This window comes from Pararhizobium sp. PWRC1-1, from assembly GCF_049897905.1.
Classification (GTDB): Bacteria; Pseudomonadota; Alphaproteobacteria; order Rhizobiales; family Rhizobiaceae; genus Pararhizobium.
In genome coordinates, this window is record NZ_JAFCXE010000012.1 from 1 (window position 1) to 12,526 (window position 12,526).

Genomic DNA, 12,526 nt, shown 5'->3' on the forward strand with positions numbered 1-12,526 from the left:
CGGGTATCAAAAGCGGGCGGAGGACCAGAGCCAGCAAACGGTCTCCAACGACCGGGATCCCGACGGCCTTCCGCCCGCCCCCATTAAAGCACAGTTCAGACACACAGGATCCCTGTGACAGGCACAGGAATGACGGAGGGGGGAGATTTTTCGTATCCAAATTCAATCGCAAGTATTGGTGTGCCATTTAACCCTAGGACCGCTAGTGTTTGCCCATTCCATTTTTAACAAATTCACTCCTAACCCCCACAATTCCCGCCACAAAAGGCTGACATGACGGGGCAAGGCATCGCAATATGCGTCTACGACTATACAGAATACGGTGAAACATGACCCAGAACGTCTACGACAATCCCGAATTCTTCGAAGGCTATAGCCAGCTTGGCCGCTCTGTCGAAGGGCTGGATGGGGCTGCCGAATGGGCGTCGATCCGGGCGTTGCTGCCCGATCTGAAGGGCAAGCGGGTTGTCGATCTCGGTTGTGGTTTCGGCTGGTTCTGCCGTTTCGCAAAGAACGAGGGCGCAGCAAGTGTTCTTGGTTTCGACGTGTCGGAGAACATGCTGGCGCGGGCCAAGGCAACGTCCGATCCGGCGATCGTTTATGCCAAGGCCGATCTTGAAGTGCTGGACTTGCCGGAAGCATCCTTCGATCTCGTCTACAGTTCGCTTGCCTTCCACTATATCAAGGACCTTGAGGCCCTGCTGGCGCGTGTGCATGCGGCGCTGGTAACCGGCGGCCAGCTGGTGTTTTCGATCGAGCACCCTATCTACATGGCACCGGCCCATCCCGGCTGGTCGAAGGATATCGACGGTCGCGCGACTTGGCCGGTCAACGGTTATCTCGATGAAGGTCCGCGCACGACGGATTGGCTGGCGAAGGGCGTCGTCAAGCAGCACCGGACAATGGGGACGCTGATCAATATCCTCATTAGCCTCGGCTTTGCGCTGCAGCATGTCGAGGAGTGGGGGCCGTCGCATGAGCAGGTTGCCGCCCATCCGGAATGGGCGGAAGAGCGCGAGTGGCCGATGTTCCTTCTGGTTTCTGCGCGTAAGTAAAGGCTAACGTTTTGGCTTGACCAGGCCATCGAGAATACGGGTCAGGACCGCCGTCGTCGCCTGAAGATCGCCCGCGCCGATGTCCGCTCCGAGCGCATTTGCCCAGGACGCCTGCCGCGTCTGGATGTCGCGCAGCACAGCGCGTCCCTCCTCGGTCAGCACCAGCAGCTTGGCGCGCTGGTGGGCCGGGTTGTCTTCGTAGCGGACCAGGCCTTCCGTTTCCAAAACATCGGCAATGCGCTGCACGCCCTGGCGCGCGAGCCCGAGCACGCGGCCAATCTCGGCCACCGGCATGCTGGCATGGCTTGCCGCGGCCAGCACCTGCCAGCGGGCGCTGGTCTGCCCCGCCGGTTTCGCCAGCGCGTCACCCTCTGCCGTCAGATGTGCGGCCAGCCGGATGACGGAGATGGAAAAAAGGGCGAAAGCATCACCTTCCGCGGTTCGATCTGGTTTCTTCATGTTGACAACATATTGTCATTCTGTACAATGTGAATATGACAATACATTGTCATGTCTGGGCGGTTTAGGCAAGGGAGAGCGGATATGAAAATGACCTACAAGGGAAGCTGCCATTGCGGCAAGGTGCGGTTCGAGGCCGATATCGACCTGGATGCCGGCACCGGCAAATGCAATTGCTCGATCTGCACAAAGCGGCGCGCCTGGGGCGCGACAATCAAGCCGGAGGATTTCCGGCTGCTGGCGGGTGCGGGTGAAATGACTGACTATCAGTTCGGCACGATGAGCGGCCATCATCGCTTCTGCCGCATCTGCGGCATCTCGCCCTTCAGCGACGGTTATGTCGAACAGATCGGCGGCGCCTTCGTCTCGATCAATCTCGCATGCCTCGACGATCTCGACCCCTCGGTGCTGGCGGAAGCGCCGGTGACCTATTCCGACGGGCGCAACAATGCGTGGTGGAACACGCCGGCGGAGACGCGGCATTTGTGACGTTTGATGTCGTCAGACGAAAACGGTTTCCATGTGGCGGCAACCATAGACGGAATGTTAGAGGGAAGAACTATTCCGCCCATTCCGTGTCTGCCGTAAAAGCGATGGTCAGCCAGCGGTTGGGACCTTCGCTGCCGATGCGGGCGCCGATGTCATCGCGCAACTGGTCCCACTGCTCGATCGTTCGGGCGGGCATGCCGGGCGGCACGATGAAATAGAGTTCCACCTGCATCAGCCGGCCGATGCGGGCGACATAGGCGCGGTGGGAGAGGAAGGCCTGTTCCTGGACCACCTCCTCAGCCACCTCATCGATCCTTGCCCGCAATGGCGCTGGCGTCATCAGCAGGATATCGGACAGCGCCTGGCGCACCGTGCCGATAGGCATCGGGATGATGACGACGGAGACAAGCGCCAGAACGGCCGGGTCGATATAGGGCGCGATCCAGGCAAGCGGCGTGCCTTCGACGAAAAAGCCGCCGATGAAGGCGATCAAAAGGGCCGCCGTGATGCCGGCGGACATGAGCCACGCGGTGGCATCCAGCGTCAGAAACTCGGAGCGGATGGTGGCGTTTTTCTTGCGCACGACGGTCGCCATGGTCAGGCATGCCACGAGCGTAATGGCTGCGTAGAGGATCGCATAGTCGAATTCGAGCGCATGGCCACCGGAGAGGATGCTGATAATCGCGTTGATCAGCGCGTAGACGGCGACGCTCATCAGCAGGATGCCGTTCAGCCCGAGCACGATCGGTTCGAGATGCCAGAAGCCGAGGGAAAACCGTGCCCGAAGCTTGCCCTTGCCGCGGCTCGGATCGGTATCGCTGGCAATCAGCTTGGCGACCACAAGAGCCAGCGTACTCATGCTGGCGTCTGCAAGCGAATAGACCCCGTCGAAGGCGATCGAAAAGGAGCCGGTGACGATGCCGAATGCGATGCCGGAACAGGCGATCAGGATGGTCACGCCGATGGAGATTTTCAGGACAGTCTGTTCGGATTGCATGGGTCTGCTCGGAGTGGTGGGATTTGGGGCGGGGCTTGCACAAGGGATTGTGGGCGCGTTTGCCGCATTTGCCTATATCGCAATGACGGCCGAATGGCGGCCTGGCAAGAAGCGGAAAAAGAGATACCCCTGAATCCGTTGGGATCCAGGGGTATGACGATATTTGATGAAAGCCTGTGGTCTTTTTAGCCGAGATCGCCGAGATCGCGTACCGCGCCGCGGTCGGCCGAGGTGGCGAAGGCGGCGTAGGCCTTGAGCGCGGTCGTCACCTTGCGCTTGCGCAGTTCGACCGGCTTCCAGCCCTTGGCGTCCTGTTCAGCGCAGCGGGCGGCGATTTCCACTTCACTGACGCGCAGCGAGATCGTCCGGTTGGGGATGTCGATGTCGATCATGTCGCCTTCGCGCACGATGCCGATCAGGCCGCCATTGGCTGCTTCCGGCGAGACATGGCCGATCGAGAGACCGGACGTGCCACCGGAGAAGCGGCCATCGGTGATCAGCGCACAGGCTTTGCCCAGACCCTTCGACTTCAGATAGCTGGTCGGATAGAGCATTTCCTGCATGCCCGGGCCGCCCTTGGGGCCTTCATAACGGATGACGACGACGTCGCCGGCCTTGACCTCATTGGCAAGGATCGCCTTGACCGACGAATCCTGGCTTTCAAAGACGCGGGCGGGGCCGGAGAATTTCAAGATAGATTCGTCCACACCAGCCGTCTTCACGATGCAGCCGTTGGGCGCGATGTTGCCCTTGAGGACAGCCAAGCCGCCATCCTTGGAGAACGGATGCTGGGCATCGCGGATGACGCCTTTTTCGCGGTCGAGATCGAGTTCCTTCCAGCGGGCGCTCTGGCTGAAGGCGACCTGCGTCGGTACGCCGCCGGGGGCGGCGCTGAACAGCTCGAGAGCCGCCGGATTATCGGTGACGGAAATATCCCATTGCGACAGGGCGTCACCCAGCGTCTTGGCATGGACTGTCGGCAGGCCGGCATTCAGCAGGCCGGCGCGGTTCAGTTCGCCGAGGATCGCCATGATGCCGCCGGCGCGATGCACGTCTTCCATATGGACGTCGGACTTGGCGGGCGCGACCTTGGAGAGGCACGGAACCCTGCGTGACAGGCGGTCGATGTCGTCCATGGTGAAATCGACTTCGCCTTCATGGGCGGCAGCAAGGATATGCAGCACGGTGTTGGTCGAGCCGCCCATGGCGATATCGAGCGCCATGGCATTCTCGAAGGCACCCTTCGAGGCGATAGTGCGCGGCAAAGCGGTTTCGTCGTCCTGTTCATAGTAGCGCTTGGCGAGACCGACGATGCGGCGGCCGGCTTCCAGGAACAGCTTTTCACGATCGGAATGGGTCGCCAGCGTCGAACCATTGCCGGGCAGGGACAAGCCAAGGGCCTCGGTCAGACAGTTCATCGAATTGGCGGTGAACATGCCAGAGCAGGAGCCGCAGGTCGGGCAGGCCGAGCGTTCAATAGTCTGGACGTCCTCGTCCGACATGTCTTCGTCGGCGGCTGCGACCATGGCGTCGACCAGGTCGAGCGAATGAATCTTGCCGTCGGAGAGCAGCACCTTGCCGGCTTCCATCGGGCCGCCGGAGACGAAGATCGTCGGGATGTTGAGGCGCAGCGAGGCCATCAGCATGCCGGGGGTGATCTTGTCGCAGTTGGAGATGCAGACCATCGCATCGGCGCAGTGCGCGTTGACCATGTATTCGACGCTGTCGGCGATGATTTCGCGCGACGGCAGCGAATAGAGCATGCCGTCATGGCCCATGGCGATGCCGTCATCGACCGCGATGGTGTTGAATTCCTTGGCGACGCCGCCGTGGGCTTCGATCTCGCGGGCAACCAGCTGGCCAAGGTCCTTGAGGTGCACGTGGCCTGGCACGAACTGGGTAAACGAGTTCACCACCGCAATAATCGGCTTGCCGAAGTCGCTGTCCTTCATGCCCGTCGCGCGCCAGAGGCCGCGAGCGCCGGCCATGTTGCGGCCGTGGGTGGTGGTGCGGGAGCGATAGGCAGGCATGGACGTCTTCCTTGATCTTGTCTGGGTGAACGGCAGATATAGGGTTCAGGGACCACAATTGCAGCGGTTCCTAGCGCAAAACTGCGCCCGCGTCACGAATTTCGTAACAATATTTCGTGTTTTTTGGATAGCGGTGGTATCGCGGATTTCCCGATCTTGCACGCCTGGATGGATTGTCCTGCGTCGGCATAGCTCAGAATTGCGCGTTTTGCCGGACTTACCCAGTTTGCCAGCCACAGCGGGCGGAATTTCTGCCCAACCGATTGATTTCGAAGAATAAGGCTGGCTGCCTACCTTGTTTGGGGGATGCGTGGCGCAGCGTTTCCATCTTTATTGCCGGTGCTGGACACTTTGCAACCCGGCAATTTCATCACGTAAACCATTGTACAAATCTCCTCTCCGGTCACGGGGAGGGGATTTTGCGCGCTATACCAGCGGGCTCCTGCGCCCGGCGAGGTGATCCCTGTTGAGCGCCTCCATGATGTCCCTGGCGTCGTCGCGGTCAAGGCCAGTCAGATCGCGCCCGTCCGAGGCGGCGGGCACGCGCGTGACAACGTCGATCACGGTCCAGGTGCCATTTCTCTCCTGATGGAGTTCGTAACGCGGTTCCTTCACAGGCGAAATCGTCCTTGCTGGTAGCGTGTTTCAAGTGGGATGTTTCGACACCGCGTCACGGTCGGGCGGCTGCTGCAAAGTCAAACGGTCTGCCGGTAAAGATAAGGTCAGGACGGATAGACGCCTAACGAAAAAGGCCTCCCGGTTTCCCGAAAGGCCTTTAGAAACTGGATGGTGGGCGTAACAGGGATTGAACCTGTGACCCCTACGATGTCAACGTAGTGCTCTCCCGCTGAGCTATACGCCCATCCAATGTCGGCGCATAGACCATAAACCTCCTGGGGCGTCAATAGGCTTTTTTCGGCTTTTTGACAGGAAGTTTTGCGGCCCTTGCGGCGCAGGCCTATGCGGCCAGCATCTTGTTCACTTCGTCCACAAGATCACGCAGATGGAAGGGCTTGGACAGCACCTTTGCGTCCTTAGGCGCTTTCGAATCAGGGTTGAGCGCCACCGCGGCAAAGCCGGTGATGAACATGACCTTGAGGTCGGGATCGAGTTCGGTTGCCCGGCGGGCGAGCTCGATGCCGTCCATTTCGGGCATGACGATGTCGGTGAGAAGAAGCGAAAAAGGCTCTTCGCGCAGCCGGTCGTAGGCGCTGGCGCCATTGTCGAACGACGACACCTTATAGCCGGCCTTTTCCAGGGCTTTCACCAGGAAGCGGCGCATGTCGTTATCGTCTTCGGCGAGGAGGATTTTTGGACTCATGGATTAAAGCCGTTGCACCTTACGTGTCGATGTCGGGAATTGCGGTAACGTCATGAAACCGCATGTGGGTAAATATCCGGTGAAGACTTAACGTCAAGCCTCGTTCACTGGCAGGAAACGACTATGGACATGATTGCTGCCTGCTGGCAACATACACGAAGCATCAAGATTGTGACATGGTAAAAAAGGGCTGCGATGACGCAGAACGTCAGCGAAACCGAACAGTTCGAAGTTCGCGAGCCGGAAATGCAACGCATTCCCTTTGTCTTCAATTCCCCCCACAGCGGCAGGGTGTACAGCCGGTCCTTCCTGGAAAAATCCCGTCTGGACGATCTCTCGATACGCCGCTCGGAGGATCATTTCGTCGACGAACTGTTCCATTCCGTAACAGATCTGGGCGCGCCATTGTTAATGGCGCATTTCCCGCGTGCCTTTCTCGACGTCAACCGCGAGCCCTATGAACTCGATCCGCGGATGTTTGACGGACCATTGCCGCCGCATGCCAATATAAGCTCCATGCGGGTGGCGGGCGGTCTCGGCACGGTGCCGCGGCTGGTGGCGGAAAACATGGAAATCTATCGGGGCCGCTTTCCGGTCGCCGAAGCGCTCGAGCGGATCGAAACCATCTACAAGCCCTACCATGCCTGTCTGCGGCGGCTGATTGCCCGCACCCATGTACAGTTCGGGCTGGCGGTTCTGATCGATTGTCATTCGATGCCGGGCAATATCCGGCTGGCCGGAACGGGCCAGCGGCCGGACTTCATCATCGGCGACCGTTACGGCACCAGCGCCTCCGCCGATCTGTCACGTGCCGCCGTGTCGCTGCTGGAGGATCTCGGCTTTTCCGTTGCCCGCAACAAGCCCTATGCCGGCGGTTTTATCACCGAACATTATGGGCGCCCGGCGCGCGGGCTGCATGCGCTGCAGATCGAGATCAACCGCGGTCTCTATGTCGACGAGGCAACGCTGCAGAAGAAGAAGGATTTTTCGATGCTGGCTGAGGCTATCAGGATGTTCCTCGGTGGGCTTGCGGCACATGTGCAGACGTACACGCCAATCACATCGCTGGCTGCCGAATAGGCCGCCTTTTTTCCCTGACATAAAGACAAAAAAAACCGCGCTTTTGGCGCGGCTAAGTCTAGGGAGGAAACACCCAAGGAGGGTATTTACAGTCACAAGTGACTGTAGGGAAAAGCTAATATTGCAGCGCACAATTGTCAAGCAAGGTTTGGCCATAATTGGTGCGGTGCGCCAAAACCTAAGAATGCCGAACTGCCGAAAAATGTCCGATTTTGCGGTTCTTTCGATTTTTGAGGCACGTTCTTCGCGAAACCGGAGCAATACGGCTTTCACATCTGCCGATACGCTCGATTTTTTTTGATTTTCTCGCCGGAGACTTCTTTTTCAAAAAAATGTGCCATAAGCACATTCAGCCTTCCATTTCCCGATTTTCGTGAGGTTTCATGCTGCCGGACCGTGAATTTTTCGATCGCCTTGCCGATGCTGCTAAGGCGCAGACCCTGCCGCGATTCCGCACTGGTATCAGCGTCGCCAACAAGGAAGCCGCCGGTTTCGACCCGGTGACCGAGGGCGACCGCGCGGCCGAGACGGCGATCCGCACTTTGATCGAGGCGCATTTCCCGGATCATGGCATTCTCGGCGAGGAATTCGGCAATATCGGCCTCGACCGCGATTATGTCTGGGTGATCGATCCGATCGATGGCACCCGGGCCTTCATTTCCGGCCTGCCGGTCTGGGGAACGCTGATCGGCCTCTATCACAAGGGCGAGGCGGTGATGGGGCTGATGGACCAGCCGTTTACCGGCGAGCGCTATTTCGCCGATGGCAAGAACACCCATTATCGCGGGCCGGGCGAGGACAAGATTGTCTCGACGCGGCCCTGCGCCGACCTTTCCCAGGCGATCATGTTCACCACCTCGCCGCATCTTTATACCGGCGATATCAAGACCCGCTTCGAGGCGGTGCAGAGCAAGGTTCAGCTCGCCCGCTACGGCTGCGACTGCTACGCCTTCGCGCTGCTTGCCGCCGGTCATATCGACCTCGTCATCGAATGCGGCCTGAAGCCTTACGATGTCGGTGGCATCATTCCGCTGATCGAGCAGGCCGGCGGCATCGTCACCGACTGGAATGGCGGTCCGGCGGAAATGGGCGGCGAAGTCATCGCGGCCGGCAGCGCCGAAATCCACGCACAGGCGCTGGCCATCCTGAAGGGCTGATTGCCGAACTAGGCAGTGAGGTCCTCTTTTTCCATCAATGCCATATCCCCGGTGCTGCCGGGGATGAAGGCCTCGATGGCGGCGATCGCCTGGGCGCGATAGTGATCGGCTTCCTGCAGAAGCTCGTGCCGGGCGCCGTCGATGGGGATCATCTGGCCGGCGCGGAAGTTGCGGGCAAGCGTCTCCACGGCCAGGTGCGGTACCAGTCTGTCCTGCGTCGGCGCCAGCACGATGGTCGGTACGCGGATTTGCGTCAGGTGTTCGCGGGCTGAAACGCGCCTGATCGCCTTGAAGGTTTCGTGCAGCCAGCGGGCGGTGGGCGGTCCGAGCGCCAGTTCGGGATGGGTGTCGGTCAGCGCCTTGTTGCGGGCAAAGCGCCGCCCATCCGAGGTCAGAAGATTTCCCGGAAACGGCCGCGATCCCCTGTCGCGCATCAAGGGAAGGGAGCCGAGGCCAAGTAGCGTGAAAACGCAGGCCAAGAAGCTGATCATGCCATGACCGACCTTTTGGCCGCCAAGCGCCATGAAGGGGGCGGCGATGGCCAGCCGGTCGATGCGGCTGGCAAGCATCGGCGCCTGTGACAAGGCGACCAGCGCCCCCATCGAATGGGCCAGCATGAAAAAGGGCAGGCGCGTGTCGGGCAGGACGATCTTTTCGAGGAAGGTCGACAGATCGCTCTCGTAGTCGGAAAAGCGCCTGACGTGACCACGCCGCGCGTTTTTCAGCAGCCGCTCGGAACCCGCCTGGCCGCGCCAGTCGAAGGTTGCCACCCAGAGACCCCGCGCAGTGAGTTCGCCGATCGTCTCGGCATATTTCTCGATCGATTCGTTGCGTCCCTGCAAGAGCACGACGGTGCCCTTGGCGACTGGCGTATCCGATTTGAAGATGGCATAGCGGATCCTGCGGTTGCCTACGCCCTCGAAGAAACCGACGGTGTGATTGCCGGGGATCGGGTTGTCCGGGGTGGAATGAAGCGTAGGCGTCATGGGCAAGTCCGTGTCCGGCGGGTCTTTGAGGGTGCGATGCTGGCGCAAGGATGCGCCGGCAATGCACCGGATTTGTGATGGCTCATCCTTGATCGACAGCGATTAAGGAACGGTGCAGGTGAGGCAGCAGAAATACGGGAGCAATTGCCCGGTCACAGAAAAGGACGGGGAAAAAGGGCCGGAAACGGTGTGGGGACGATATACCGTTCCCGGCCAGAGACAGTCGGTCGGTTGAGGACAGGCAGCATGTGGGAGAAGGGACGTTCACCGCCGCTGCCAGCCTCGTCTTCCGATACTGCTGTTCTATCGCGGCAAAGCTGAACGCAGCTCGAACCGGCCGTTCATCCTGCGTTTATCGACGGCCGGGCGGATCAAGCGGGTGCTGGAACTTGTCCGCCTGGGGTCTTGAAGGCCGCAAAATTAATTCCCATCTCATCCTCACGGGCGCCGAAAAACGGGCTCGTTCACCGGTTCTGCCTTCGCCGCTTCAAGGGATGACAGAGCCAAGATCGCACACCAGTTGCTCACAAGAGGACATCATGCGTCACGTTGATTTTTCCCCCCTTTACCGTTCCACCGTCGGTTTCGACCGTCTCTTCACCATGCTCGACAGTCTCGGCCAGCCGGACCAGTCTCAGACCTATCCGCCCTACAATATCGAGCGGACCGGCGAGAGCACCTACCGGATCACCATGGCCGTTGCCGGTTTTGACGAAAGCGAACTTTCGATCGAAGCCCGCGAGCACACGCTGACCGTCAAGGGCGAGAAGAGCGAAGAAAAGGCGACTGAAAACCAGTTCCTCTATCGCGGCATTGCCAAGCGCGCCTTCGAACGCCGATTCCAGCTGGCCGACCACGTGGAAATCCAGTCTGCTTCGCTGAAGAACGGCCTGCTTCACATCGATCTCCTGCGCGAGCTTCCGGAAGCCGCCAAGCCGCGCCGCATCGATATCGTTGCCGCCCAGTCGGCGCCGAAGCAGATCGAAGCAACCCAGGTCAACGGTAGCGCCAACTAAGCTGTTGACGAGAAGATGCAGCGTCTGAACAGGCGCTGCTGATAATCCAAAGCCGTTTGCAACCTTGTGTTGCAAGCGGCTTTTTTGTATGACGCAGAGTGGGTGATGATCTTGAAGAGGGGTTCAATGAGCGAACTGGTATCCGTGCTGCACCCTGGTGATTTGCCACCCGCGTGGCGCACGAGGTTGTCGCCCTATCATTTCGAACGTGATGAGGTTGGCCAATCATCAGCAGGTGTCTTCAAGCTGGCCAACGGGGGAGACCCGGGCCTCTTCCTGAAATGTGATCCTACTGGTCCGTTCTCTGAATTGCCGGATGAGGCAACGCGGCTGCGATGGCTTGCGGGAGCCGGGATTGCCTGCCCGAATGTGATTGCGCAGGACGTTCATGACGGACGGAACTGGCTGCTAATCAGCGCTATGCCGGGCCGGGATCTGTCCGCCGCCGCGATCACGCCGCAACAGTGCATTGGGATATTGGCCACCGCTTTGCAGCTGTTGCACGCCATCGATATCCGGACCTGCCCGTTCGACCACAGCCTTTCTAACCGGCTGGCGCTAGCCAAGGCGCGGATGGAGGCAGGGGAGGTTGACGAGGACGACTTTGATGAGGCGCGGCTTGATCAATCGGCCGAAGACCTCTTCCAGCTTCTTGAAACAAAAAAGCCTGACGGTGCCGATCTCGTTGTGACGCATGGCGATGCGTGCTTGCCGAACCTGCTGGCGCAGGATGGCCGGTTCAGCGGGTTTATCGACTGTGCCCGTCTGGGCGTCGCTGACCGCTATCAGGACCTGGCGCTTGCCTATCGCAGTGTTTGTGACGATTTTGGCGAGGCTTGGGGACGAGCCTTCCTTGATCTCTACGGTGTCCCCCAGCCGGATCGGGCCAAGCTCGCTTATTATCAATTGCTGGACGAGTTTTTCTAACTCCTGCCTATTCGGCTGCGGGGACTGCCAGGCGCCGGTTGCGCTCGGCGTATTTCTGGGCAATCACCGCGCAGGCCATCAGCTGGATCTGGTGGAACAGCATTAGAGGCAGGACGATGCTGCCGATGCCCTGGCCGGCGAAGATAACGTTGGCCATCGGCACGCCGCTGGCAAGGCTCTTCTTCGAGCCGCAGAAGGTGATGGCGATCTCGTCTTCCCTGGAAAACCCCATCAGTCGGCTGCCGAACATGGTGACGACCAGAACGACGGTGAGAAGCAGGATATCGAGGACGATGACGACGGCGATGTCGCGGACGGAGAACGTGCTCCAGATGTTTTCCGTCACCGCTTCGCTGAAAGCGAGATAAACGACCATCAGGATCGAGCCGCGATCGACTGGCATCAAAAGCGTCTTGCGGGCGCGGATGAAATTGCCGATCCATGGCTGCAGGATCTGGCCAAGGATGAACGGCGCGAGCAGCTGTAGCAGGATCTGTTCCAGCGCATCGAACGAGAAGCCGCCGTGGCCGCCGGACGCGAACAGCAAGCCGACCAGCAGCGGTGTCAAAAACATGCCGAAAATATTGGAGGCGGACGCTGCACAGATGGCGGCTGGAACATTGCCGCCGGCCATCGAGGTGAAGGCGATCGACGATTGCACGGTCGAGGGCAGGACGCAGAGGAAAAGGATGCCGGTATAGAGCGCTGGTGGCAGAACGCTTTCAGGCAGGAAGCCGACAGCAAGGCCGAGCAACGGGAAGAGCACGAAGGTCGAGGCCAGGATGACGATGTGCAACCGCCAGTGCAAGAGGCCCGCCACCACGACATCGCGAGACAGCCGCGCACCATGTAGGAAGAACAGCAGGCCGATGGCGATCTTCGTTGCCAGGCCGAACCAGTCCGCCGGCGCGCCTGAAATCGGTAGCAGCGATGCAAGGATCACCGTGCAGACGAGGAGAATGGTGAACGTGTCTGGCAGGAAGCGGCGCATATCGATCGTCCAGATAAT

General features: G+C 59.9%; 13 protein-coding genes and 1 tRNA gene. 6 read left to right on the plus strand and 8 right to left on the minus strand.

Annotation, left to right across the window (positions count from 1 at the left end; all coding sequences use genetic code 11):
- The first annotated feature begins 329 nt into the window (after positions 1-329).
- Positions 330-1,055: a class I SAM-dependent methyltransferase gene (locus ACP7E0_RS18500; RefSeq protein WP_426126700.1), complete on the plus strand. Its 726-nt coding sequence runs from the start codon at positions 330-332 to the stop codon at positions 1,053-1,055.
- A gap of 3 nt (positions 1,056-1,058) precedes the next feature.
- Here ACP7E0_RS18500 and ACP7E0_RS18505 read toward each other — a convergent pair whose 3' ends face one another.
- The gene (locus tag ACP7E0_RS18505) at positions 1,059-1,514 is read right to left on the minus strand and encodes a MarR family winged helix-turn-helix transcriptional regulator (protein ID WP_426126702.1); all 456 of its coding nucleotides are present in this window, start codon (positions 1,512-1,514) and stop codon (positions 1,059-1,061) included.
- A gap of 84 nt (positions 1,515-1,598) precedes the next feature.
- Between ACP7E0_RS18505 and ACP7E0_RS18510 the strand changes: the two genes are divergently transcribed.
- Positions 1,599-2,003 (plus strand): GFA family protein, encoded by a 405-nt coding sequence (locus ACP7E0_RS18510; RefSeq protein WP_426126704.1) that lies wholly within the window; start codon positions 1,599-1,601, stop codon positions 2,001-2,003.
- Between the two features lie 70 nt (positions 2,004-2,073).
- On the opposite strand, the gene ACP7E0_RS18515 is transcribed toward ACP7E0_RS18510, so the two are convergent.
- The 5 genes from ACP7E0_RS18515 to cpdR1 all read right to left on the minus strand — a co-directional run bounded on the left by ACP7E0_RS18515 (position 2,074) and on the right by cpdR1 (position 6,351).
- Positions 2,074-3,000, minus strand: a complete 927-nt coding sequence (locus tag ACP7E0_RS18515) for a cation diffusion facilitator family transporter (RefSeq protein ID WP_426126706.1) — start codon at positions 2,998-3,000, stop codon at positions 2,074-2,076.
- 185 nt (positions 3,001-3,185) lie between these two features.
- Positions 3,186-5,030: a dihydroxy-acid dehydratase gene (ilvD, locus tag ACP7E0_RS18520; RefSeq protein WP_426126708.1), complete on the minus strand. Its 1,845-nt coding sequence runs from the start codon at positions 5,028-5,030 to the stop codon at positions 3,186-3,188.
- A 426-nt stretch (positions 5,031-5,456) separates the two neighbouring features.
- Positions 5,457-5,645: a hypothetical protein gene (locus tag ACP7E0_RS18525; RefSeq protein ID WP_426126710.1), complete on the minus strand. Its 189-nt coding sequence runs from the start codon at positions 5,643-5,645 to the stop codon at positions 5,457-5,459.
- A gap of 172 nt (positions 5,646-5,817) precedes the next feature.
- Positions 5,818-5,892: transfer RNA gene (locus tag ACP7E0_RS18530), tRNA-Val, on the minus strand.
- Between the two features lie 96 nt (positions 5,893-5,988).
- Positions 5,989-6,351 (minus strand): response regulator CpdR1, encoded by a 363-nt coding sequence (gene cpdR1, locus ACP7E0_RS18535; protein ID WP_113313166.1) that lies wholly within the window; start codon positions 6,349-6,351, stop codon positions 5,989-5,991.
- Between the two features lie 195 nt (positions 6,352-6,546).
- Between cpdR1 and ACP7E0_RS18540 the strand changes: the two genes are divergently transcribed.
- Positions 6,547-7,431 carry an N-formylglutamate amidohydrolase gene (locus tag ACP7E0_RS18540; RefSeq protein ID WP_426126712.1) on the plus strand — a complete coding sequence of 295 codons (885 nt, stop codon included), beginning with the start codon at positions 6,547-6,549 and terminating at the stop codon, positions 7,429-7,431.
- A 383-nt stretch (positions 7,432-7,814) separates the two neighbouring features.
- The gene (gene hisN / locus ACP7E0_RS18545) at positions 7,815-8,588 is read left to right on the plus strand and encodes a histidinol-phosphatase (protein WP_426126714.1); all 774 of its coding nucleotides are present in this window, start codon (positions 7,815-7,817) and stop codon (positions 8,586-8,588) included.
- Between the two features lie 8 nt (positions 8,589-8,596).
- Here the strand turns inward: hisN and ACP7E0_RS18550 are convergent, their stop codons facing one another.
- Positions 8,597-9,574, minus strand: coding sequence for an alpha/beta fold hydrolase (locus ACP7E0_RS18550; RefSeq protein ID WP_426126716.1), 978 nt, complete (start codon positions 9,572-9,574; stop codon positions 8,597-8,599).
- 539 nt (positions 9,575-10,113) lie between these two features.
- On the opposite strand from ACP7E0_RS18550, the gene ACP7E0_RS18555 reads away from it, so the two are divergent.
- Both ACP7E0_RS18555 and ACP7E0_RS18560 read left to right on the plus strand, forming a co-directional pair.
- Entirely contained in the window at positions 10,114-10,590 is a 477-nt protein-coding gene (locus ACP7E0_RS18555) for an Hsp20 family protein (RefSeq protein ID WP_426126717.1), read from the plus strand.
- Positions 10,591-10,716: 126 nt separating this feature from the next.
- Complete coding sequence (locus ACP7E0_RS18560) at positions 10,717-11,517, plus strand: APH(3') family aminoglycoside O-phosphotransferase (RefSeq protein ID WP_426127024.1); 801 nt, start codon at positions 10,717-10,719, stop codon at positions 11,515-11,517.
- A gap of 7 nt (positions 11,518-11,524) precedes the next feature.
- Here ACP7E0_RS18560 and ACP7E0_RS18565 read toward each other — a convergent pair whose 3' ends face one another.
- Positions 11,525-12,508: a bile acid:sodium symporter family protein gene (locus ACP7E0_RS18565; protein ID WP_426126719.1), complete on the minus strand. Its 984-nt coding sequence runs from the start codon at positions 12,506-12,508 to the stop codon at positions 11,525-11,527.
- Between the last annotated feature and the right edge of the window lie 18 nt (positions 12,509-12,526).